The 24,590-nt window shown below is 54.3% G+C and carries 18 protein-coding genes; 9 read left to right on the forward strand and 9 right to left on the reverse strand.

The genetic code is table 11. From position 1 onward, the window contains the following. Positions 1–28: 28 nt before the first annotated feature. Positions 29–643, reverse strand: a complete 615-nt coding sequence (locus K7G70_RS04330; protein ID WP_223787370.1) for a hypothetical protein — start codon at positions 641–643, stop codon at positions 29–31. 78 nt (positions 644–721) lie between these two features. Between K7G70_RS04330 and K7G70_RS04335 the strand changes: the two genes are divergently transcribed. Further along, the gene (locus K7G70_RS04335; protein ID WP_223787371.1) at positions 722–1,354 is read left to right on the forward strand and encodes an alpha-ketoglutarate-dependent dioxygenase AlkB; all 633 of its coding nucleotides are present in this window, start codon (positions 722–724) and stop codon (positions 1,352–1,354) included. Between the two features lie 112 nt (positions 1,355–1,466). Then, the gene (locus tag K7G70_RS04340; RefSeq protein ID WP_223787372.1) at positions 1,467–2,909 is read left to right on the forward strand and encodes a DUF11 domain-containing protein; all 1,443 of its coding nucleotides are present in this window, start codon (positions 1,467–1,469) and stop codon (positions 2,907–2,909) included. Between the two features lie 91 nt (positions 2,910–3,000). On the opposite strand, the gene K7G70_RS04345 is transcribed toward K7G70_RS04340, so the two are convergent. After that, a complete protein-coding gene (locus K7G70_RS04345) occupies positions 3,001–3,240 on the reverse strand; it encodes a hypothetical protein (RefSeq protein WP_223787373.1) in 240 nt (79 codons plus the stop codon). A 95-nt stretch (positions 3,241–3,335) separates the two neighbouring features. Then, complete coding sequence (locus K7G70_RS04350; RefSeq protein WP_223787374.1) at positions 3,336–3,725, reverse strand: VOC family protein; 390 nt, start codon at positions 3,723–3,725, stop codon at positions 3,336–3,338. Positions 3,726–3,901: 176 nt separating this feature from the next. Between K7G70_RS04350 and K7G70_RS04355 the strand changes: the two genes are divergently transcribed. After that, entirely contained in the window at positions 3,902–4,756 is an 855-nt protein-coding gene (locus K7G70_RS04355) for a pirin family protein (RefSeq protein ID WP_488801372.1), read from the forward strand. Between the two features lie 403 nt (positions 4,757–5,159). Here K7G70_RS04355 and K7G70_RS04360 read toward each other — a convergent pair whose 3' ends face one another. The 6 genes from K7G70_RS04360 to K7G70_RS04385 form a co-directional block, all read right to left on the reverse strand. Then, the gene (locus K7G70_RS04360; RefSeq protein WP_223787376.1) at positions 5,160–6,296 is read right to left on the reverse strand and encodes a patatin-like phospholipase family protein; all 1,137 of its coding nucleotides are present in this window, start codon (positions 6,294–6,296) and stop codon (positions 5,160–5,162) included. A gap of 84 nt (positions 6,297–6,380) precedes the next feature. Next, the gene (locus K7G70_RS04365; protein ID WP_223787377.1) at positions 6,381–7,328 is read right to left on the reverse strand and encodes a nucleoside hydrolase; all 948 of its coding nucleotides are present in this window, start codon (positions 7,326–7,328) and stop codon (positions 6,381–6,383) included. A 14-nt stretch (positions 7,329–7,342) separates the two neighbouring features. Continuing rightward, positions 7,343–8,422, reverse strand: a complete 1,080-nt coding sequence (locus K7G70_RS04370; RefSeq protein ID WP_223787378.1) for a nucleoside phosphorylase-I family protein — start codon at positions 8,420–8,422, stop codon at positions 7,343–7,345. 13 nt (positions 8,423–8,435) lie between these two features. Beyond that, entirely contained in the window at positions 8,436–13,925 is a 5,490-nt protein-coding gene (locus K7G70_RS04375; RefSeq protein ID WP_223787379.1) for a molybdopterin cofactor-binding domain-containing protein, read from the reverse strand. A gap of 73 nt (positions 13,926–13,998) precedes the next feature. Continuing rightward, positions 13,999–15,450 carry a hypothetical protein gene (locus tag K7G70_RS04380; protein ID WP_223787380.1) on the reverse strand — a complete coding sequence of 484 codons (1,452 nt, stop codon included), beginning with the start codon at positions 15,448–15,450 and terminating at the stop codon, positions 13,999–14,001. A 426-nt stretch (positions 15,451–15,876) separates the two neighbouring features. Continuing rightward, on the reverse strand, positions 15,877–17,331 hold the full coding sequence (locus K7G70_RS04385; protein ID WP_223787381.1) for a LytTR family DNA-binding domain-containing protein: 1,455 nt from the start codon (positions 17,329–17,331) through the stop codon (positions 15,877–15,879). A 191-nt stretch (positions 17,332–17,522) separates the two neighbouring features. Between K7G70_RS04385 and K7G70_RS04390 the strand changes: the two genes are divergently transcribed. The 6 genes from K7G70_RS04390 to K7G70_RS04415 all read left to right on the forward strand — a co-directional run bounded on the left by K7G70_RS04390 (position 17,523) and on the right by K7G70_RS04415 (position 24,577). Then, the gene (locus K7G70_RS04390; RefSeq protein ID WP_223787382.1) at positions 17,523–18,947 is read left to right on the forward strand and encodes an alpha/beta fold hydrolase; all 1,425 of its coding nucleotides are present in this window, start codon (positions 17,523–17,525) and stop codon (positions 18,945–18,947) included. A 107-nt stretch (positions 18,948–19,054) separates the two neighbouring features. Next, the gene (locus K7G70_RS04395) at positions 19,055–19,900 is read left to right on the forward strand and encodes an alpha/beta hydrolase family protein (protein WP_223787383.1); all 846 of its coding nucleotides are present in this window, start codon (positions 19,055–19,057) and stop codon (positions 19,898–19,900) included. Then, a complete protein-coding gene (locus K7G70_RS04400) occupies positions 19,893–20,234 on the forward strand; it encodes a TraR/DksA family transcriptional regulator (protein ID WP_223787384.1) in 342 nt (113 codons plus the stop codon). Before K7G70_RS04395 ends, K7G70_RS04400 begins: the two co-directional genes overlap by 8 nt. After that, positions 20,234–21,520, forward strand: coding sequence for a cation:proton antiporter (locus tag K7G70_RS04405; protein WP_223787385.1), 1,287 nt, complete (start codon positions 20,234–20,236; stop codon positions 21,518–21,520). The genes K7G70_RS04400 and K7G70_RS04405 overlap by 1 nt, the downstream gene beginning before the upstream one ends. 148 nt (positions 21,521–21,668) lie before the next feature. Further along, on the forward strand, positions 21,669–22,568 hold the full coding sequence (locus K7G70_RS04410; RefSeq protein ID WP_223787386.1) for a cupredoxin domain-containing protein: 900 nt from the start codon (positions 21,669–21,671) through the stop codon (positions 22,566–22,568). A gap of 5 nt (positions 22,569–22,573) precedes the next feature. Next, positions 22,574–24,577, forward strand: coding sequence for a serine/threonine-protein kinase (locus tag K7G70_RS04415; protein ID WP_223787387.1), 2,004 nt, complete (start codon positions 22,574–22,576; stop codon positions 24,575–24,577). Positions 24,578–24,590: the final 13 nt, after the last annotated feature.

The following is a 24,590-nucleotide window of genomic DNA, read 5'->3' on the forward strand; positions in this document are numbered from 1 at the left end:
TTGGCCCGATGGCAGCTGGTCCAGGCCGTTACCGGCATTGGGCGACGGGTTTGATCGCGGCTTGTTCATCGGTTTGGTAACACTCATCCAACAACGAACAATAACAGGCTGTGAACTGCACTTGAAACCGCAGATCATTGATTTTGTCCCACAAAGGCTGGTTTTGTTCATGCCACTTCAAGCGCATGAACATCAGGGTGTCCTGACCCGGGATGATGGTGTTCAACACCGGTGAGGTGATGAACTGGGGAATGTCTTGATCGGGTGCGCGGCTGGCAGCCAAAAAGGCCTCCACTTCGGTTCGGCAGCAGTGGTTCAACACCGCAAACAGGTTGTCGAAGGCCTGGCCTTCGTATTGGAATGACATGGATTTGATCAAGGCGGGCCCCACGCCGGCATTTTTCAAGGAAAAATTGACCACCGGCTCATCGTCATTCAAAACATTGCCATGGCCGTACTGGATCAAGGGCATGGTCATGGCTTTGACCTGTTTGTTGGCGGCATCCGCTTGCAGGTAGGTGGCGTAAAAGGAAGCGGCAGAAATCAAAATGGCACACACCGCAATGATGAAGTTCAGGCGTTCACCCGAGCGTTTGCTGGGGGCTCCGGTTTGGTTTTCGTTGGCGTCTTGACTTGCTGACATGTTAACCCATGGGCAATTGAATTACCCAAGCAGTTTAGCACATCGCCTATAATGACATCCTGGCCTGAAATTTGACCCATGAAAGACCTGTTCACCGACATCACCGCAGCCATCGAGGAAATCCATCCTGACGTGTATCTGCTGCGTGATTATGCCGACAGCCCGACGTTGCTGCCACTCATCAAGGCGATCACCGAGCAGGCGCCTTTTCGCTTCATGCACACCCCCGGTGGCAAGCGCTTGCACATCTCCATGACCAACTGCGGCGACGTGGGTTGGATCAGTGATGCCCAAGGCTACCGCTATGTTGGCACCGACCCCACTTCAAACCGGCCTTGGCCAGCCATGCCTCAGGCTTTCATCGAACTGGCGCAGCGCGCCGCGGCGCTGGCTCAATTTCACCCATTTCAGCCCAATGCTTGCCTGATCAACCATTACCGCATGGGCCAAGAGTTGACCGCCCACCAGGACAAAAACGAACCGGACTTGAGCCAACCCATCGTCTCGGTGTCCTTGGGCATGAGCGCCCGTTTCCAGGTCTATGGCAAGTCTCGCAGCCAACGGCCTTTGGAGGTTGAGTTGTATGATGGCGATGTTATGGTCTGGGGCCGCAGTGCCCGCCTGATTTACCACGGGGTCAAGACCCAGCGGAGCCTGCCGCATCCTGAGTTGGGTGAGCACCGCATCAATTTGACTTTCCGCCGGGTCTGACTGGACCAGGGCCTGTTAACACCAACAGGCCCTAGCCTGCCGCCACAATTAATTGGCGCATTGTGCGGCGGTTTTACGCATGTATGGTTAAACGCCACATTGAGAGACCGCCATGAACAAGATCCACCTCTTCATCATCCTGACCCTGACTTTGACCCTGGCCTGGGCTGGCTCCAGCTGGAACTTGGTGCAAACACCCAGCGCCGCAACGTTCAATGGCATCACCTCACCCAATGGCCATTTCGCCATCGCGGTGGGGGAAAACGGCAACATCGTGCATTTCAACAACGGTGATTCTGGCACCGTGATGCCCTCAGGCACCACCGAAGAATTGTATGACGTGTATGCCACCTCTTCGAGTTTTGCGGTGGCTGCCGGTGAAGATGTGGTGCTGCTGTGGGATGGGGTGCAATGGGATCAGCTGTTCACCGGCAGCAGCGACACCATTTACACCGGCACGTGGATCTCACCCGAAGAAGACGTGGTGCTGTATGAGTCCTTGGGCCAATTCAATGTGATTTGCCCCTACCTGCCCAACGAACCCACGCAACCCTTTTGTCGGGCCTATTCTCAGCCCATGTTAACGGCTTGTGGCGAAAGCAACGACATCAAACTGCTGATGGCCAGTGGCAACATCGAACACGTCAACAATTTGCTGCAAGACCAATCCAACAATTTACCCTTGCATGAAGAAGCGGTGCCGTTGTTCTTGAATGCCATTTGGGTCCCACCTTTGGCTTGCCTGCCCGGCTCCATCGAGCCAACAGAATTGTTTGCCATCCGAGGTGGTGATGAATTTTGGTATTTTGATGGTGCTGAGTGGTCCAACATGAATGTCAACGTTCCGGGGGACCAAACCCTCACTTGGCTAAGCGGCACGAATGCCAACAACATCTTGGCCACTGGCTTTAAAGCCAATGGCATGGGTGGCAATGACGGCGTGGTGTGGCGCTATGATGGCCAGAATTGGGTGGAGGACACCAATTTGCCTGCTGGCACCCCTGGCTTGAGCGACATCACCGCCCACATCAATTTACCCGATTTGATTTTTGCCAACAATTTCGACACCACCAACCGCGCCATCTTCAGCAACCATGCCCAAGTCGACATCTTGGCGGCCGCCGAAGAAGGTCGGTATTTGGGCAGTGTGGACTTGTTCCCCAATGCCAATGTTGATTTGTCCGTCAGCAAACGCTTGACCACCCCTGATCCCATCGTACCTGGTCAACGCATCACCTTTCAGCTGGTGGTGCAAAACTTAGGCCCTGGCACAGCCACCAACGTGCGATTCCTTGACGGTTATTTCAATTCCATACAAATCGCCGTGGACAATTGTGGCATGTCAGAATTCAATGTGTATGCGGGCTGGCATTACCGCGATGTGACCATTCCAACCCTGGCGCCCGGCGAAGTGGTGTTCTGCACCATGGAGTTTGACGTGGTGGGTACACCCGGTGATGAAATCAGGAACTATGCGGCCGTTTTTGAGCTGGATGAGATCAACCACCACAACAACGAAAGCAGAATCACGGGGGTCATGATACAGAGCCCATAAGCAGCCTAGTTGGCTGGTCGGAACTTGACCAGGCGGCGCTCAGATCAGCACTGTGTTTGTGTGACAGCCAAGCCGGTGACCAATCAATGCATCATGATGCATTGATCTTGTCGTGAACCTTTTTCAGCATGGCTTGCATGTCGGCATCCAGCTCCTCGGGGGTCAGTCGGGAGATGATGTTGCGCAACACCCGGATTTCATTGTGGTCGATCTCGCCATCGCGCTCGGCAATGGCCAGAATTCTGCCCAATTCTTCGGCATCCAATTTGCCGTCATTGCTGAAACACTCAATCGAGCGAAAGCTCATTTCTAAATAGTCTCTGGATTCCATGGTCGCTCCTTGGTTGAAAGATCAACCTTGATTATGCCACACAGGCGCCGATCATGTCTTGATTCACAAGCCATGATCGACTCTTGGATCCTTGGTCAGCGGTGCTGATCAATCAAAATGGCATTGCCATCGGGATCGACCAAGGAAATGTGGCCTGGGCCGGTGGGTTCGTCGATGTTTGAGTCTTTGATATCGACCCCAGCGGCCACCAGATGGGCGTGAATTTCGCGCACGTCGGTGTATTCATCGACGTTGTTGCATTTGGCATCCCAGCCGGGATTGAAGGTGAGGATGTTGCCGTCGAACATGCCTTGAAACAAGCCCAGGGTGTGGTCGCCATTGCGCAGGATCAACCAATTCTGGGATTGGTCACCGCCGATCACTTCAAAGCCCAACTGGGCATAGAAATTTTTCGAGGCTTCGATGTCTTTGACCGCCAAACTGACGGAGAACGCCCCCAAAGGCAGGTTGGGTGTATCAGTCATTGTTTACTCCTGATGGTGATGATGTAGGCCTTTATCCTACCGCTTCCGAGCCGATCTGGCATCACCCAAGTGGGTGAATATTGTTTTTTACGCCATCAATCCGGCAATGATGGTATGATTTTTCATCCACCAACAGCAGACCTTTGATCATGACCTTGAACACCAGCCAAGCCCAAATTGAACGCCTGATTGAACCCCGCCAAAAAGACCTGGGCGGCTTTTCAGTGCGCCGGGTGTTGCCGGTGGTGGGGCAAAAAATGATCGGCCCGTGGATTTTTTTCGATCACATGGGTCCAGCCGATTTTCCGGCCGGTCAAGGCATTGATGTGCGGCCCCACCCCCACATCAACTTGGCCACCGTGACTTATTTGTTCGAAGGTGAAATCTTGCACCGCGATTCTCTGGGCTCGCTGGCCACCATTGAACCCGGTGACATCAATTTGATGGTGGCCGGCTCTGGCATCGTGCATTCCGAACGCGAACGCGAGGTGATCCGCAACCAAGACCACCGCCTGCATGGCTTGCAGCTGTGGCTGGCTTTGCCAGAGGCCGATGAAGAAACCGAACCGGCGTTTCACCATTATGACAAAAACGAGATTCCTGGCACCACCATCGATGGGGTACCGGTGCGGGTGATGATGGGTGCCGCTTATGGTTTGCACTCTCCGGTCAAGACCTTCGCCAACACCCTTTACATCGAGGCGGCCCTTGCACCAGGGCAGACATTGATGCTGCCAAGCGCCGATGAACGGGGTTTGTATGTGGCATCTGGACAACTGTCGGTGCTGGGTCAAACGCTGGATACCTACCACATGGCGGTCTTGTCCCCGGGTGATGTGGCGATCACCGCCACCGCCGATGACACCCGCATCGCGGTGATCGGTGGCGAACAACTGGGACCCCGCTTCATCGATTGGAATTTCGTGTCCAGCCGCGCCGAACGCATCGAACAAGCCAAAGCCGATTGGCGCCAGCAACGCTTTGCCAAAGTGCCGGGTGACGAAGATGAATACATTCCCTTGCCTGACTAATTACTCAGGTGGTTGAAGCCAGAACTTCCTCACACTTAGGTGGAAAAGCCAAATCACAAACAGGCCGCCAATGCCGGTAGCCAGTATGTCCAACCAATCAAAAGTCAATTGACCAATCAACTGCATGAACTCCCAACCAGTCAGTCCAAGTAAAACCACGGATAAGGTGCGTTGGAAATACCGATTGACTCGTCGGTGGCGCTGAGTTGTGTGCAATTGTTTGTGCGGCCATCGAGCCATCATTGCACCAAAACTCAGCACCACAACCGCCACAAAATTGGGCGCCACACCCACAATCACTGAATCCACTTCAGGCCCATGTTTGCGCCATAAATCAATCGCTGTCAAAGCCACCAATCCGGCGAGGGTCAACCATGTCCACGGGGCTTGATGGCGCCACCAATCACACATCGTTGTTCGTCAAAAACGCCTGAATTTCACTGGCTTGGTGCATGGCGTCTTGGTGCCCTAATTCGATCAGGGCTTGGGTGTAACTGGGTTCGAACAACAGATACGACGGCATGCGCCAATCCTTACCCCAGCCGCCAATCATTTTCAATAAAGTCTTGACCGGTCCGGGGATGCTGTTGGCATGGGCGGCCGTGAGGTGCCGGACGTCGACACTGGGTTTGATGATCAGGGTTTGCAGCGGTTTCAAGCCGGTTTCATGCCGGCGGTCTTCTGGGATCAACTGCAAGGTGCGGTTGATGCGGTGCAAACGCGACAGATCGGCCATCAGGGTGTCCATGAAAATGGTGTCCAACATGTAACCACCCAACTCACCCATGCTGGGATAGGGTCCAGGCTCCTGGGGCACTTCAATCGGACTTTCATCGCGGGTGCCGATGACCAAGATGCGGTCGGCACCGAGGTGGATGGCCGGTGACAGGGGCGCGGTCATGCGCAAGCCACCGTCGCCGTAATATTCATTGCCAATCAGCTGCGCCGGAAACAAAAATGGCAATGCGGTGGAGGCCATGATGTGATCCACCGTGATGTCTTCCCTGAGACCCACGCGGCGCGTGCGGTGCCATGGGATGGCGGCGGCGCTCGCTTGAAAAAAACACTTGGCCACGGCCGTGTCATAAGACGAGGCGGTGATCGACAAGCCTTCCAGCACGCCCTCATCAATGGCCGGTTGGATTTGGTGCAAGCGCAATTCGCGTTTGAGCAATTGCGCCAAGGGGGTGTTGTCCAGCAAGGAATCGGGTGGCTTCATCCCAAAACGACCAAACAGCACCGAACCCAGCACTTTGGCCATGGTTTTGAAGATCTGCCGCCCATCCGTGCGGTACACATCGGGGCAGTGGATGGTGGTCCAAAAATGATGCAAGCGGGCCACCCCATGGCGTTGGTTCTTGGCGTGGGTGGCCATCACCACGGCATTGATGGCGCCGGCCGAGGTGCCATTGATGATGGGAAAATGAAAGGCCTCGGGCATGATGTCCAAAATGGCTTGCATCACGCCCACTTGATAAGCCCCACGGGCACCACCACCGGGCAGCATCAACGCGGTTTTTTGTTGCAGCCAATCTGTCATCGGCCCATTATAGCCTCAGAGTTACAATCAACGCATCTGCCCCACCAAATTCAGGCTAAGTTCGGGCTCGCCGCATGGCTGGTTTCAGCGCCTGAATTGTTGCAACACGAATTGATAAAAGGCCTGTTTTTGGACCAGGTTCAACAGCACATTGACCGGCCGCCCACCGGCCGTTGTTTCGATGGTGCCTTGCATGAAACCGTCGGTGACGATCGACAGGTTCATGACCTCAGGTGTGGCAAAAAATTCCGGGTGCGGGATGAAACAGGTGGTCACCACATCCCACATGTCATAAAACGATTCAGCAGCCACCAATTCATAGCTTTGGTAGGCCAGCTTGGAATAAGCAAATTCCGGGGCCTGAATTTTCAACTGGGTCATGAATTCATCGGTGATGGCCGCCTGATCGGTGACATCCAATGGAAACATGTAGATCGGAAAGGTGGTGTTGTTGAACACCCAGTCCACCGCAAACGGATCACAAAAGGCATTCCATTCCGCCCGCTTGTTGGCCATTTGTGGCGGGATGGTGTTGGGGTCCAAATTGCCCGGCACATCAATGGCCCCTCCCATCCAGATCAAGCGCTCGATGGCTCCTGCCAAATCGGGCTTGGCCTGCAACACATTGTGCAAGGTGGTCATCGGACAGTTGACCAACAAGGTGATGGTTTCGCCGGCAGCCAAGGCCTGTTGCAACACCTCGGTCATGAAGGCATCGCCGTCGGGAAACGGTGGCCACTGGGGGTTGTCCGGCAGGTCACTGAGCACCTCGATTTGCCCTTCTTTGATGCAGTCTTCGCGGTACACCCAGGGAAAGGGGTTCCACTGCCGGGCGCCACTGAGGGTCAAAGGGTATTGACTTTGGCCAATGTATTGTTGAATTTTGTATTGCGCTTGCATGGCATAGCGATCGATGCAGTCGGCATTCATGATCACCGAGCCGAGGAAGGTTTTGTCGGCCATGGTGGTCAACAACACAGCGGCCATGAATTCATCAATCGCGGCATCGTGGTTGAACAGTATTTTTTCCATCGTTGGCCCTCCCATCAATCCATCGCCGCCAACAAGGCCCAAGTCACCAAGGCCCCGTTGTAGCTGGTGTAAAAGCCAAACACGTCATACACCGCACTGCCCCAACTTTCTTGGGTTTCGGTTGGCAAGGCGGCATTTTGGGCCGGATCGGACACGTTGCGCACGAAGCCAAAAGCCACCCCTTCGGCTTCACACACACGACCAATGACCGCATCGTCCATCTCAATGACCGCGTAATCGGCGTATTCGCCCGAAGTGGTACCCACCACAAAAGTGGCGGCGGTCAACAGTGAGGTGTTGCTGGTGGTCAAGTTGCTCAACACCGGCAAGCCTACGGGCAGATCCAGGTCATCAACGTTCAACTCAGCCAGGGCATAATCGGTGCCATACTTGGCGTTGAATTGGTCTTTGAGCAAGGTCAAATTGGCGGTGGTGGCCGGGATGGTAAACAACAATCGATTGAAATCACTGCCATTGATGATGTCCCAAGCGGGGCTGTATTGGCTGCGGTAGGTGGGCCAATCTTTGGCTGGCTGTTCGCTGTCATACATGGTGCCGGCATTGACCACATTGACCGCCCCGATGTGGTCACCCAGGCGGCAGCCACCGGCGGTGCCAATTGACAGGATCAATTGGGGTTTGACATAGCGGTTGATGCGGTAGATCAGGTCCGCCAGGTATTTTTCTCCGGGCCAGTCCAAGTGGGTGTTGGACTTGAACAACAGCACTTTTTTGCCATTGATCTCAACCAAGCGGTAATAGCCCCAGTAATCCCAATCTTCAGAACCCTTTTCTGGCGGCATGTCCAAATCATATTTTTGCCATCCCGACCAACCCCCATGGGTGGAATCACTGTAGGGCATGGCCTGGTCGCTTTGGATGAACACGTGTTGCATGGCCGCCCATTCGGCCGCCGCCCAGGTGATGACCACCACATCGGCCTCCGGCATTTTCTCTGGCGGGGTGTCCAATAACTGAGGCGCTTGGTGTCCGATCAGGCCCCAGTCTATGGCCGGCAAATCAGGCAGGTCTGGGATGTCCGGATACCGACCAGCTGCTGAATGGTGTTGGGCTCTTTTGTCTTTGTAACTCATGGTTTGCTCCCCTTTATTTTTTGGTTAATTTCAAATCTTTGATGGCCAACCGACAGGTTGACTGGATGTTGGCCACCGTGGCGGGGGCATCCATCTGCACCCACTGTTCATGGCCTTGGTCCTCATAAAAAGACTGGATGGCTTGTTTGATGGCGAAGAACACCGTGTTGGCCAGTACCAAGGGTGGTTCACCGATGCCTTTGGATGACTTCACCGCAGCGGCGTCCAGTTTGGGCCCTTTGCGTGCCAAGGAACAACCGCTGTTGTCATAAATTTTGACCCTCAAGTCCAACGGGATGGATTTGGTGCCCGGGGGTTTGTACTCCCAGGTGTTGGTGGAGGTGATGGCCCCTGCTGGATAACCGGCCCTGGGGGCTTCTTGACGCCCCTGGTAAGTCATCTCTTCCATCGTCACATATCCGATGCCCTGCACGAAGCCACCTTCGATTTGGCCGATGTCGATCAGTGGATTGAGGCTTTTGCCGATGTCAAACAGGATGTCACTGCGCAACACCGTGAAGTCGCCGGTCAAGACGTCGATTTCCACTTCACTGGCAGCCACCGCATAGGTGTAATAGAAAAAGGTGTTGCCGATGGAGTGGTTGATGTCGACCCCAGAATAATTGGGTGCTTTGTAACGCGCTTCGGCGGCCAAGCCCACCCGATTGACATAGGCCAAAGAACAAATCAGCGGCCACACATCGGACCAATGCTCGCGCCAATTTTTGGTCACCGTTTCCACCTGCATGACCATGTCTTCATCCATTTTGCTGTCATCGAACTTGGAAAAATAGACCGTGTATTGTTCCAGGTTTTCGCAGAACTTTTCCAACCGCTTTCGCAGCTTTTTACAGGCCAGGGCCACAGCACCGCCGTTCAAATCCGACCCAGTTGACGCCGCGGTGGCACTGGCGTCACTGACCACCTGGGTGTCGGTGTCGGACATTTTGATCAGCTCAATGGGGATGTCCAGGGTTTCGGCGGCAATCTGTGCCATTTTGGTTTGGATGCCTTGCCCCATTTCCACCCCGCCATGTGCCACCAGCACCGAACCGTCGCTGGAATACGCCACCACATAGGCCCCGCCTTGATCCAGGGTGCCGCGGGGACCGGAATAGGAAACCCCATATTTCAACGGCATCATGGAAATGCCGCGTTTGCGGTATTGGTTCTCCTGGTTGAACCGTTGGATGGCTTGTTGGCGTTGTTCAAACTCGGCATCTTGTTTCAGTTGCTGCCACAATTCCGGCAGTTTGCAATACTTCAAGCCTTCCATATAGGGCGTGAAGTCATATGAAGTGGTGCTGTATTGCTTTAACGAGATCATGTCATCCAGATTGGCAAAGGTGCCGGTGGGGTCATGCGCTGCCACGGCCTTGGCAAAAGCCGCTTCGTCCACAAAATGTTGGTTCAACAACGGCCGCAAACCGGCCAAGGCCGCATCAGCCACTTGCAAGCGCGCCAAAGTACCCAGGGTTTGTTCGGTGATGGTGAAGCCGGTCCATGCCTCGATGCCGTCTTTGTACAGATTTTTCTCGCGGATGGCTTCCGGCGTGGTGCCCAATTCATAGGCCACATGCTCAATGGCTTGTTCGGTCAAATTAACCGCCTGGACCAAACCAAAGGTGCGAAAGGCGGTGTTGCTGGCCTTATTGGTCTGACAGATGTTGCCCGACACGCGATAGGTGCCGATGTTGTAGGCGTTGTCATTGGATTGCAGTGACATGTCCATGATGGGAAAGGACACGTCATAGGTGTTGCCGCCATCTGACTGGTAATCAATGGCAAAACCTTTCAAGGTGCCATCTTGGTCATAGGCCACCGAGTAATCCCCTTGGTAGGCATGGCGCTCACCACAGGTGATGAAGTTGGTGTTGCGATCCAAGGCCAAGCGCACTGGTTTGTTGAGCACCCAGGCCGCCACCGCACAAGCCGTGGAATTGAACCTTGAGCGGGTTTGGCGACCGCCAAAGCCGCCTCCCAATCGGGTGAGTTTGACCTGCACATTGGCCGCTGGAATGCCCAGCACGCCTGCGGCGGTGTATTGATTGTCGGCGATCACCTGGCTGGCGGTGTGGATGGTGATGCTGCGATTTTCACCGGGTATGGCCACCGTGTTCATGGTTTCCAGGTAAAAATGATTTTGGTAGCCGGTGCGCCCACGACCCGTAACAACCGGGTAGGTTTTGCCACCCTCGGTGAACGGCACTTCTGCCGGTGCCGCCAACCAAGACTCATTGCCTCCCGGCCGGGTGATCTCGGGGATGTGGGTCAAGCCCGGATCGGTAGCTGGGGTTTGTGGAAAGTGGTGTTGTTCTGCCAATGCCTGATCAAAATCACGCCAAGGCTTGGCCTCAAAATGGATGCATTGTTGGCGCACGAAATCGGCCAGTTCTTTGGCCGCCAACTGATCCTGACAAACGATCAAGCCAATCGGCGCACCGATGCAGGTGACGTGGTCCGGATGGAAAAAGTCATTGGGTTCAATGCCGGCCGGCACGGTTTGGTCCATGCTCGGCACAAAAATGGGGTCATCGCCGCCCAGCCCCACCCAGTTTTTGCTCGGATCGGGCAGGTCATCGTATTGCACATAAGCGATGAAATCAGGGTGCCAATCCTGCAAAAAGGCGATCAATTCTGCCACCGAAACCCGCTGTCCTTTGACCCCATGGGCGGTGGTCACCGGCAATTGGTAATAAAACTGACCAAAGGCCACCAGGCTGTAAACAAAAGCCGCTTCCAAGGTGTCCGGTGGCCGCACCATGTCATGCGTGTAACGGGCTTCACCGGTGGTTTGTAGAAACGCCGAAAGTTTGATGAAGGGGGCCGATACCGGCAGCTCTTCGGGATAAGAATTGTATTGCTGTTGCCCAGTGGAAACCGGCCGTTGGTACGTTGTTCCGGCCGACTTGATGCGCGGATTGACCGCCTCGGGCTCGATTTGGTTGGCCACCGACACGGCCATTTTGTAAAACAGGTTCTCGGCCAGTGAAGCCCGATAAGCAAATGAGACTTGGCCAATTTCATACGGCCCGGCCGGTCCCACCGGCGGCTCATAGGCGGCCAATTCGGTGGCCAAAGTGGTCATGGCGTTACTGATGGTGGCTTCATTCCAGGGTTTGCCCAGCAATGATTGTCGGGTTTTGGGCACCGTGATTGGCTGGAATGGTATGCCATAGGTGGTGGCTTCCAGCGCGTAATCGGCGTGGATGCCGTTGTACACAATGCGGCAATCACTGACCAAGTTTTGCTGGTCGAACTGGACCAAAAATCCGGCATTGACCAAGGCATGACAGTCCTCATTGCGGCGGCGGATTTTGTAGCTGTTGACACAGGTATTCGGTGCGGTGAATGGGATGAAGAAAGATTCATAAATCGCCCCCGGCGGCAATTGGTCTTCGGTGGGCAAATCCAACACCGCATGGGTCTGCTGACCCGCGGGCGAGGACACCGTCACCGTGGCGCCCAAGGTGCCCAGCATCAACACCACATCTGACAAGAAACCCAAATTGGTGCCAATGAACACATTGCCGGCCAAAGTTGCTTCGTTGCGCACTTGGGTGTTGGCCACCACCAACAGGTGGTCATACAGGGCTTTGAGACCTGCGGTTTGATCTTGGGAGGCGGTTTTGATGGTTTGTTGGATGACCTCAATCATGCGGGTGATGGTGATGGCCCCACCCAACAGCAAGCCGTCGTCTTGAACCACCACATGCTGCAGTTCCTTGATGGCGGCGATGTCCACCAGATAAGTGGGGTTCAGCGCGGTTTCGCCATAAATCGGCTGGGTTTCATAGATGCCCACCGAGGTGTTGCCGCACAACAAACGGAAATTGGGACCAATCGGTCCATGCAGCGCTTTGGTTTGGTACAAAGCCTGCAATGTCACTGGCCGCTCATAGGTGTAACCGGCTTGGCTGATCAACAATGGCTGCGGCTTCATCATGTATGCCAGAAAGTCGCTGGGCGGAAAAATTTTTTCAAATGGTTTGATGCGACTGGGCTTAAAATTGGGGTCGATTTTGATCTCGGGTGCCGGCTTGGGTGGTTCATAGTCATCAGCAAACTGCTTGAAGGCTGCCAATATCGGCCGATAGCCGGTGCAGCGACAGATGTTGCCATCGAAGTTGTCTTCGATTTGTTGTTGGGTCAGGTGTTCATGGTTTTGCCTGAGGGTGAACATGTTCATGGTGAACCCGGGCGAACAGTAACCACATTGAGAGCCGTTGTTGGCGGCCAATTGGTATTGCACTTCATCGATGCCGTCTTTGACATTGCCAATGCCTTGGGTGGTGGTGACCATGGCCCCATCCAATCCGGCCAAGGGACGCAGGCAGGCATTGATCGCTTTGTTGACCACTTTGCCCTGGCCCTGGTCATAGCTGGTGAGCATCACCGTACAGGCGCCACAGCCACCTTGGCCACAGACCAGTTTGGTGCCGGCCTTGTCGACTTCTTGTCGGTGCAAATAGTCAATCAAGCGCAGCTGCGGCGAGACATCGGTCAAGGTCACCCACTGGCCATCTAAAATGAAGGTGATTTGGTCTTTGGGGGTCATCACCCCATTCAAGGTGTTGAGGAACAGGTCTTCAAAGGCGGCAGCATTGACATCGAAACAGGCGGTCACCGGATGAGCCGACTCATCGATCAACAGTTGGCCGGAGCGGTCATTATCAGCGGTCACCACCGACAAGCTGACCTCCCGATAGACACCCAGTTCTGGGTCGGTCAGAATGGCCGCCGCCATGGGGTCCCAAAAATCAAAATCACCCGATGCAATGAACGGATAGTCGGCGGTCAGGGCCTGGTACACAAAATCTGCTGAGGCGCTGTTGTGGTGTTGCAGCAGGCGGGTGTAAAAATCGGGTGTGATCGGCGCATGCTGGGTCGCATCCAAGGGCACCAGGGTCATGGGCACGCCCGATTTGAAGACGATGTCGGCGGCCACCGGATCACAATAGATGTTCCACTCAGCAACATAATTTTTGATCTTGGGGTCGGCTGCATTGACATTGCCTGGGGCATCGATGGTGCCACCCATCACCACGATGCGCTTGATGCGCTCAGCCAATTCAGGTGATTGTTGCAACAAAGTCCCCAGGTTGGTCATCGGACCAATGGCCAAGATGGTCAGAGGCGCATCGCTGCTGGTCAGCTGTTGGCGCAAAAAGTCCAAGGCATCGGGCACCGGTGGGTTCGGGTTGTCAGGAATTTTGATGCCAAACAAATCGTCGACCGGTTGGCGGATGCTGGGCGGAAATTGGTGGTCATAGGCCATCGGTTGCTCCAACCCAATGGCCACGGGCAATTCTGGCTGGCCGGCCAACTGCACCAAGTTCAAGGCATTGTGCACCCCGGGTTTTAAATGGGCGGCACCGGTGCCAACCACCGTGATGCCCAGCACCTCAATGTCTGGGTGGTTGAGTAAATAAAGCATGGCCATCCAATCGTCGATGTCGATGTCGCTGTCGATGATGACCTGGGTCTGTTGATTTCCGCTCATGGATTACCTCGTGTTTGGTCGGTGGTGTTCGGATCAACCAGCTGGGCAATGGCTCACCCAGCTGGCTGGACATTCACTGCTGTGTGCCACTCATGCCACCACGGGCAATGTCGGCTTTATCCAGCAAGTATTCAGTGGACCACTGGCCACCCAATTGCTGAGCTTGGTTGGTATAAAAGTTTTCCAAACCAATGGCCACTTGGAAGGAAAAATCGGTGGAATAAGACACCTCGGGGTTCATCGACACCCCGCATTGGGTGTTTTGGAACCATTCCATCCAAATCTCACCACCGCCACCCAAAGGCGGCAATTGACCACCGGCAGGTCGGTCAGCCGTGTTGGCCGTCGGTGGAAACATGGTGCGCACCGGTGGGTATTGGGCCGCCATGTGACAGCCCATGCAAGACACCGTGCTCAAATCCGCCGGTCCACACAACCGGGAATTCCACCCCAGGTGTTGTGGCGGCAAGGGCTGATCGACAAAAATCACGGTTTCTTTCAGGTCTGGATTGACGATGTCTTTCACCGGTTTGGGTGGAAATGGGTTGACCTTGTTGTCTTTGATGTCCGGGTCATTGCCCCACTGCAGGCCCAAGGGCACCAAATTCATGAATTGGCTTTTTTTGCTGTTCACCGCGCCGTTGTAAACCAGCGTGCCAAACACCCAACCGGTGAAATCATCCGAGCGGGGATCGCGCACGGCGATGTCCATTTGCAACAAATTCACCGCGCCCACTTTGCGGGTGGACGAACCAAAACTTTCCTGGATATAGGCTTGCCATTGCATCGGATTTTGTAATTGAGGCACTTCGGTCACCGGGGCATCGGTCAACAACAACTTGGCGAACACCGAACCAGGGATGAAGCCGCCACCATAGCGTTTGTCCATGGCACTGGGATCTGGGTTGTTGGGATCATTCCACATCCGACCGAGGGAATAACTGGCATACTCATTGACCAAAGTGATGGCGTAGATGGTGTGTTCATTGGTTTGTTCGGCGGCAAACTGATACGGCACGGCATTGATTTCGGTGATCAAACCGCGAAACCCTTCGGTGCCGCCATTGGGTGGGAAATCTTGCGGCATGTGCAACCAAGGCAGATGCACCCACTCACGGATTTTGTTGCCATGGGGATCCCAGGCAATTGGACCGCCACCAAAGGCCGGGATGTTGCCCTCAAAAGAATAATCCCGCGCCGCTTCCAAGTACTTCAGTGGTTCCTTTTGAAAATCAATTTTCATGAACTTGGGCCAGTTCTTTTTCGGTGGCACCTCGGTGGCGTAATTGGTTTTCAGCCTGAAAATGGGTAAATAATTGGGGTTGGGCGTTTGCGTGTTGGGCAGGTACTTGGCGTATTTTTGGTTGTATGTGGCAGGGTCCACCATCCAATAAAAATCAGGAAAGCCCATGCCTTGGGTTTTCTTGTGCTTGGGCCCCGGCTCGGCGCTGGCTGATAGGCCCAATAAAAGACCAAGAATCAAAGTGATCAGTTGCTTACTGCTGAGGTGTCTGGATGTTTGCATGATGTCGGCTCCGAAAAATTGATGAGAAAAAACTGTTTGTGTACAGATTTTTTGCGTGAGCAGTCGCCGAGAAGACATGCCGAATAGACATGGTGATCATGTGGGTGGTAAGAATCAGTTTTGACACAGGTATTTAACACACCTGAACTCCCCCTGGCTGATTGCTGAATGCAATGTCAATCACCAAAGAGGTGCCGCCATGGTCGTTTGACCAGCGACCGCCGTGATTCACATTACCCCGGTACAAAGGTTGGATGTCGTTGAATTTTGATGTTTGTGATCCGCCCTTTTCCCCTTTTCATATTTGCACCGAGGAGGCATTTTGTCAATATATTTTGTACATTAATGGCCGGAATAATTCATCAATCAGCCTGATTTATTTTGTGAACATTCGCACGGATTGGAGCCCTGGCCAGAGGCTCGGATTCAGCTGAGCTGCTCGCGAACTTGGGGCATGATGCGCTTGCTGACCGGCACTTTGGCCCCTTGCGTCAAGCACAGTTGACCCGCCCCAGACGGACTGCGTTCCAAAGCACTGATCAAGGTGGTATTGACCAGGTATGAGCGGTGGGTTTTCAAAAAAGTGGTGGGCAGACGCAATGACAATTCGGTCAAGCTGCCATGGAACAACTTGACCGAGCCTTGGGTGTCAACCAATTCCACATAATCACCAGCCCCTTTGCAGTAGGCCAAGTCCTTGACCCGCAACCACTCGGTTTTACCGGCGCTGCGAATTTCGATTTTTTCGGTGCTGTCCTGCAGCGTTTTTTGTTCGATGATCTGTTGCAATTGTTGGGCTCTGGCCTGGTATTTCAACTGCAGTTGTTGGTCCTGGCTGGCTTGTTTGGCTTGCTGCGCCATCAGCATGAAAATCAGCCCAGCCACAAAATAATAGTAAACCGTGTCGATGAAACTGTAGGCGTTCAAGAATATCACCACCACAAACAACACCAACAGCAGCGACAACCAGCCCAACCGTCGGCCTTGGCTGAACCGGGCCCAGAGCAAATAAGCCATGGCCAGCAACACCGATAACAAGATGGCCAACACACTTTTGCTGTCAAAACCGGGCACCGCAGCAATGACCAGCAACACCACAGCCGCACTCAAGGCCCCATGCAGCCACCGCCTGGTCAGGGGCAAACCCTTAAGCACATAGGCCAACAAACTCCAACCAAAGGCCAAAGAGCAGGCCAAAATCAGCAACAAGCGCACATCCTGCCAATGATATGGGTAGGCTGACAAGCCCCGATACACCTCAATGAACAATTGCGCCGCCGCCATCAAGGCCATCAGCGGCAACAGCCAAACCTGTTGGGGTAAACGTTTTAGCCAGGTCACCAAGGTCAAATAAAAGAAGCCCAAAACCAACACCCCAAATGGCAATAGAGAAGGCCAGTAATGGCGCAGGATGCCATCGGTGGGTGGACGGTATGGACTGATGGTGATGCCATGAATGGGGTGGGCCAAAGTGAGCCACCCATGGTGGGCAGACAGCAACAGCTGTAATTGGTTGTTGGTCGGTTGCAGGCGATCGCTGGGCAGATGAATCACCGCATCAATCAGACCAGGCTGCTCGGCTTCTGCCGTCATGGCTGGCTCGCCGTTGCGGCCCAAAAACTGACCATTCAGCCACACCTGGGCACTGGCCTTACCGGAAATGAACACACCCAATGGCGCCTGGCTGGCTAAGGTCTGTGGATCCAGGGTCACATCGATGGCCACCCACAACAGTTGATGTTGTGGGTCCAGCCGAGCCAAGGCCTGATCATAGCAAGGATCCGCTGAAAAATCAGGCATCTCTTCAGCCACCACCTGCTGCCCATCCACCAGGCAGGCACGCACCATCCCCGTGTCATTCAGGGGGGCTGCCAAAGCCATCCCGGTTGTCAACCAACCAGTCAGCAGGAAACACATTTGATGAACAGTACGGGTACCCATAAGCCCATCCTAAGTCTTTTCAAAAAAGGAACCAAGCCCGTTGACCGAAATTTCCTGACCGTTGACCGAAACACCGCTCAAAAGGGGGCTTGGCGCTGCTATGGTGGTGACATTCTACACGAAAAAATACCATGAAATTTTGGATCTCACTGCTCACCCTGATGGCCATCTCCCACGGACAAGGTCGTCCATTAACCAACGAACAAGCCATTGAATTTGCCTCTGCCGACCGCGACAGTCCGGGACAAACTGTCGCTGCCTATCAAGGGTACTTTGAAGTCACGGAAAACCGCCAAAAGAACCACAGCAGAACACTCAAGCTGCACTATGTGCGATTTCCCAGCACCAGTGACAACCCCGGGCCACCGATTGTGTATTTGGCTGGTGGTCCAGGAGGTTCGGGCATCGCCACCGCCAAACACCGCCGCTATGCGCTGTTCATGGCCTTGCGCGAAGTGGCCGATGTGATCGCCTTGGACCAACGTGGCACCGGTCAATCCAATGACTTGCCCCGCTGCCAATCGTCACAGCACGTCCCTCAAGAACAGCCCATCAACGATCAACAATACATCGCCCTCAACCAAGCTGCCATGACAGACTGCCTGGCTTTTTGGCAACAACAAGGGGTGGATTTGAAGGCGTACAACACGCTGGAAAGCGTGCATGACTTGGCGTCACTGCGACAACACCTGGGGGCTGAAAAAATCAGTTTATGGGGGATTTCATACGGCAGTCATTTGGCCTTGGCGGCGATCAAATACCGCCCCGAAATGTTGCACAAAGTGATGATCGCCAGTGTCGAAGGCTTGGCCCAGACCATCAAACTGCCGGCCCGCACAGATGCCTATTTCGACCGTTTACAACAGTACCTCAACCAACAACAAACCCAGGCTTTTGACATCCAAGCCATGATGCAAGAAGTCCATGCCAAGCTGGATCAAGAACCAGTGGTGTTTGAGTGGCAAAATGAATCAGGGCAAACCGTACGCTACCACCTGCAGTCCCGTGACATGCGTCAAATGGCCGCCGCCATGATTGCCGACCCGGCCCGTGCACAACAAATGCTGCAACTGTATTTTGCCGTGCAAGCCGGCATCACGACACCGCTCAAGAGCATCGTACAACAACACATGGACCCCACCGAAGCCATCGGCTTCTCGGCCATGAGCACTGCCATGGACCTGGCCTCGGGTATCGGCACCGACCGCTTCAAAACCGTGGCCCAACAGGCTCAATCGGCGCTGTTGGGGACTTACCTGAACTTCAGTTACCATTTCACCGACTTGGCCATCAAACATGGGCTGGATCTGGGCGATGATTTTCGCCGCTTACCGCACAGCGACGTGCCCACCTTGGTCATCTCGGGCACCCTCGACGGACGCACTTACATCGAGAGCCAGTTGGAGGCCACTGCCGGCCTGCGCCAACGCCAAACCATCCAGGTGGTCAATGCCGGACACAACCTGTTCAAATCTTCACCCTTGGTGATCAAGAACATGCTGCTCTTCATGCGTGATTTACCGCTGGCTGATCCGGTGATCACCGCCCAACCCTGATCGGGCAACCAGAATTGGTTGGTCCAGGCACCGCTGGCAAGCGGCGGTGCATTGGCCAACACCCAGATTGTTTGCTATAGTGATTGACGGTTTATCGGGGCGTCATCATGAAATTTGTCTTTTGTTTGTTGCTGATTTGTGGACTGTGGCTACCGGCTCAGGCCACTGAAAAATTGAGCCATGAAAAATTGGCCCATGAAAAATTGACTCAGGTCAGTTTTCAGTCAGTCACCGCATGGTTCCACCGCCAAGCCGATGCCCAAGTCAGTTACGGACCACACCCTTTGCAGTTTGGCTGGTTGTGGCAAGTGGATCAAAGCAGCAACAAACCCTTGGTGGTGATCGTCCATGGCGGCTGTTGGTTGAATGCTTTCGGCGTTGATCACACCTTTGCCATGGCCACCGCTTTGACGGCCCAAGGCCACCCGGTGTGGTCACTGGAATACCGCCGCAGCGGTGACCCAGGGGGTGGTTGGCCAGGCTCCTTGGCCGATGTCAAACTGGCCTTGTCCAATTTGCACGCCTTAAAACCGCATGGCATCGACCCCGACTCCTTGGTGCTGATGGGCCATTCAGCCGGTGGGCACCTGGCCTTGTTGGCCGCGGCTGACCTGCCCCAACTGCCAATCAAACAGGTCATCGGCTTGGCCGCCATCACCGACATCAGCCGCTATGCTTTGGGCGACAACAGCTGCCAGCAAGCGACCACCCAGTTCATGGGCGGCTTGCCCCATGAACAGCCCGAGGCCTATCACCAAGCCAATGTGTTGTACCGCAACTTGCCAGCAGTCACGCTGTTGTTGCAAGGCGATGCCGATCGCATTGTTCCGGTGCTGCAAGCACAGTTACATGGGGTCAAGAGCGAGCTGGTATCGGGTGCCGGTCATTTCGACTGGATCCACCCAGACAGTGCCGCGTTTCAAGTTTTACTGCGTCACTTGGCCCATGAATGACGCGCAGGAACATGAATTCAAACATCGCTTACTGGCCTTGAAAGCGGAGTTGGAAGCGCGCCATGACCACAACCAAGCGGCCTTGGACACGGTCGAATTGGATCATAACCGCGTCGGCCGTTTGTCCCGCATGGATGTCATGCAGGGCCAACAAATGGCGCAAGAGGCCGAGCGACACCGGTTGCGAAAACTGCAACAAGTCGATGGCGCCCTGAGGCGACTGGCACAGGGGCTGTATGGCCTGTGCTTCGTGTGTGACCAGGCCATTGCCTTGGAACGCTTGCGCTTTGATCCCACCTTAACCCGCTGTGTCACTTGCAGTGAGGAGGACTGATGGCTGACGGCATGTTGATCCAAAATGTGGTGTTTTCGCTGGTCATCATGATCATAGCCAGTTTGTTGGCTGAACCCTTGGCCCGCTTGTTTCGCTTGCCCTTTGTGGCGTTTTTGATTGTGGTGGGCTTTTTGGGCTCGGAATGGGTGGTGTGGTTGGGCTATGACACCGGCATCCGCTTTCATAATTTCAACACCTTGGTGTTTTATGTGTTTTTACCGATCATCATTTTTGAATCGGCCTATCGCATCCACCAAAGCACTTTGTGGCGCAATTTGTGGCCCATCCTCATGTTGGCCATGCCGATCATGCTGATCTCAGCCGGTTTGGCGGCCTTGCTGATTTATTGGGGGATCGGTCACAGCAGCGGCTTTCCGATTTATTCGGCGCTGGTGGCTGGGGCCATCTTGGTGGCCACCGACCCCATGGCCGTGGTCAGCCACCTCAAACGCATCCAGGCACCGGCTGACATCACCACCCTGATCGAAGGCGAAAGCCTGTTCAATGATGCCATCGCTGTGGTGCTGTTCACCACCTTGCTGGGGCTGGCCATGTCGGCCCAAACCGCGGCCCAAGAGGGCTCCTCGCTGGATGCCATGGCCCAGGTGATTGATTTCTTGAAGATGTTTTTTGGCGGCCTGTTGTGGGGCGTGCTGTGTGGCTTATTGGGGGCGTTTTTGAGTTATTTGATCGTCACCCGCATTTTGGAGAATGTGTTGTTGGTGTCAGTGGCCTATGGCTCATTTTTAATCGCTGAGGACTATTTGTCGGTCTCCGGCCTGATGGCGGTGTTGGCCGCTGGTCTGATCATGAACCAAGCCCATGAAAAATTCATCGAAGCCGAAGACCGCACTTTCATTCATTACTGGTGGGAGGTGATCAGCTTTTTTGCCAATGCCATGATCTTTATTTTGTTGGGTGTGACCATCACCTTCAGCATGTTCGAGGAGCGCTGGTTGGCCATGGTGATTGCCATCGGTGCGGTGTTGGTGACCCGCGGCATTGCCATTTTTGGACTGCTGCCCTTGCTCACCCTGGGCAGTCGACACCCTGTGGATGATGCCAGCAAGAAAATACTGTTTTGGGGTGGCACCCGTGGGGCCGTGACTGTGGCCCTGGCATTGTCATTGCCGGTGGAACTGGAGGCCTGGTGGACCATCCAGTCGATGGCCTTTGGTGTGGTGTTGTTCACTTTGTTTGTGCAGGCGCCCACGGTGCCTTGGCTGTTGCGCCAAACCCACCCCAAGCACACCACCAGCCACATCAATTTGCGCCGCAAACGGTGACTTTGTGCGGCCAGCGGGCTGTTTCAGTGAGTACAAAATATCACATAATGAGACCTGCTTCTCATTCTGCACCACGGCTGTTTGATTTTCACATTATAATGTTGAAAGAAAATCAACAATGTAAAGCGTTTTGATTCCAGGAAATCCAATGAAAATTTTGCGTCCTATTTTGTGGCTTGGTTTGAGTGTGTTGCTGATCAGTGGTTGTGCACCCAAACCCACCAAACCCACTGATCCCACACCACAGCCGGAAACCGAAACCCGGCCAGAGACCAAACCCAAACCCAAACCCGAACCCAAACCTGAGCCCAAACCTGAGCCCAAACCCGAGCCCAAACCTGAGCCCAAACCCGAGCCCAAACCTGAGGCCAAACCCGAGCCCAAACCTGAGCCCAAACCCGAGCCCAAACCTGAACCCAAACCAGAACCCGAACCTGAGCCGGGCTTGAGCCTGAAAGGTCAGGTGCAATTGGACCAAAGCCAACTGAAGCGGCAAGATGCCATCGTCAGCAACACCGTGGTGTATTTTGAACCGGCGGTCAAGAGCAGCCAAGCATTGACCCCGACCCCGGCTGTGATTTCCACCCAAAACAAACGCTTTTCACCCGATGTGTTGGCGGTGACGGCCGGTAGCCAAGTGGAGTTTCCCAACTTGGACCGCATTTTGCACAATGTGTTTTCGGTGTCGCCACAGGCCGAGTTTGATTTGGGGCTGTACTCAGCCGGCACCACCAAATCAGTCACGTTTGACAATCCCGGCATCATCTATGTGCATTGCAATGTGCACCATTCGATGCAAGCCGACATCTTGGTGTTGGACACGCCCCATTTCACGCAAGTGGACGACGCCGGTCGCTTTGAGCTGTCGGGTTTGCCCAACCTCAATGGCACCTTGAAATTTTGGCACCCCAGGGGCGCCATACAATCCCTGGACCTCACGGCCTCAGCGGCCACCACCGGTTTGAACCAAACCATTGACATCACCCGACCCAAAGTACCGAAACACACCAACAAATTCGGCAAATCTTACCGACCAACGCGAGACTGAGTAACATGGCACAGAAATCCGGCATCAAACTGAGCACCCAGCTGACCCTGATCACCGCGATCATGATCGTCCTCACGGTGTTGAGTTCGATTTTCATCACCTTGTATTTTGGCAACCAAATCGCCGAAGACTCGATCAGCAAGAAGCTGACCAGCAGCCAATTGATTCAACAAGAATTCAACGAACAAAAATTGCGCCAATTGGAGTTGGTGTCCCTGGTGGTGGCCTCCGATCCGGCGTTCACGGCTTATGTCGCGCAAACCATTTTTGATTTGGAAAACGGGGCCGAAGCCGACATCGCCTCCATCGCCGATTTGCTGTTGGAACGCAAACAACAATTTGGCTTCGATGTGGCCATCATCGCTTCGGCTGACGGCCAACAGATTGCCCGTTCTGACCAAGCCATGTCAGCCCCCCGGGATTTGACCGGGGTCGAGTTGATGCAACGCGGTTTGAATGAATTGATCCCCATCAGTGGCTATTGGTCAGACAATGATCAAATTTACCAAGCCGCGGTGGTGCCCCTCGCCCGAGGGCGCAATTTGATTGGGTTTTTGATCACCGGCTTGTTGGTGAACAACCAATTGACCGCCGACATTGCCCGCTTGACCGGTACCGAAGTGGTGATCTTGTCCGCCCAGGATGACCAGCTCAAAGCCGTGGCCAGCACCTTGGATTTGGACCTGAATGCCACTTTGCTGAACAAAATCAATGACCCCAACAACGCCATCAACGTCGCCGCTGACCAACAGTTCAACCTGTCACTGAATGATTTGAACATGGCCAACCGGGTTGATTTGTTGGCCGAGTTGAATGACCAGTCCTTTTATTTACTCAACGGGGTGTCAGTGGACCAAACCATGGCCCCCTTCCTGACCACCCGCAATTCTTTGTTGTTGGTCGGTGTGGCCATGATTGTGGTGGCATTTTTCATCGCCAGTTATTTGGTCAACCGGTCATTTGCCCCATTGGCCCGCATCTCGGCCGCCACCCGCCAGGTGTCTTATGGCAACTACGCCGCCCAATTCCCCAACAAGGTGGGCAGTGACTTGTCTGATTTGAGTGGTTCCATCAACCAGTTGGTGCAAAACCTCAGGGGCCGAGATTCTTTGGCCACCCACATGATTGAGTTGTCGAAGAAATCACAGCATGTGGTCGACCAAGCCGAGAATCCAGACAAGGTGCTGATTGAACCGGGCAAAGTCATCAATGGCCGGTTCAAAATCATCAAAAACATCGGTGTGGGCGGCATGGGCGCGGTGTTCCAGGCCTTTGATCAGGAATTGGAAGAAGTGGTGGCACTGAAACTGTTGAAAGCCAGCCAGGCCGATGACCAGGAAATCAACCAATTGAAAGAAGAGATCAAAGTGGCCCGGCGCATCAGCCACCCCAATGTGGTCCGCATCCATGACTTTGGCCAATTGGCCAGCAATGTCTACATTTCCATGGAGTTCGTGCAAGGCTACACCTTGGATCAGATCCTCAAATTCGCCAAAAAATTGCGTCCCATTGCGGCCAAGCACGCGGCCATGCACATCTGTGAAGGCTTGATTGCAGCGCATGAGGCAGGGGTGGTACACAAAGACCTGAAACCAGCCAACATCATTGTCGAATTGGATGCCTCCATCAAACTGATGGATTTCGGCATCGCCTCCATTGACAACATCATCAGTGGCAACCGCTCCAATTCTTTGGTGGGTGGCACCGCGGCTTACATGGCGCCGGAACAAGCCATGGGTAAGGGCTCAGATGAGCGCTCTGACATTTATGCCTTGGGTATCCTGTTGATGGAGATGTTCATCGGACAAAGGCCGTTTTACGCCCAATCGGATGAGGATTTGATGATGCAACACGTCAACGAAGAACCCTTGCCGATTTCCTACCAATGGGCCGATGCGCCCAAAGCCTTGGAGACCTTGATTCAAGGCTGTTTGGCCAAGTCACCGAAAGACCGACCCCAATCGGTCCAAGCGGTGCTCAGCCAACTAAAAACCATCCAGTTCGATTGATGCGAACCGAGCC

It is taken from the genome of Marinicella meishanensis (assembly GCF_019931145.1).
Taxonomy (GTDB): Bacteria; Pseudomonadota; Gammaproteobacteria; order Xanthomonadales; family Marinicellaceae; genus Marinicella; species Marinicella meishanensis.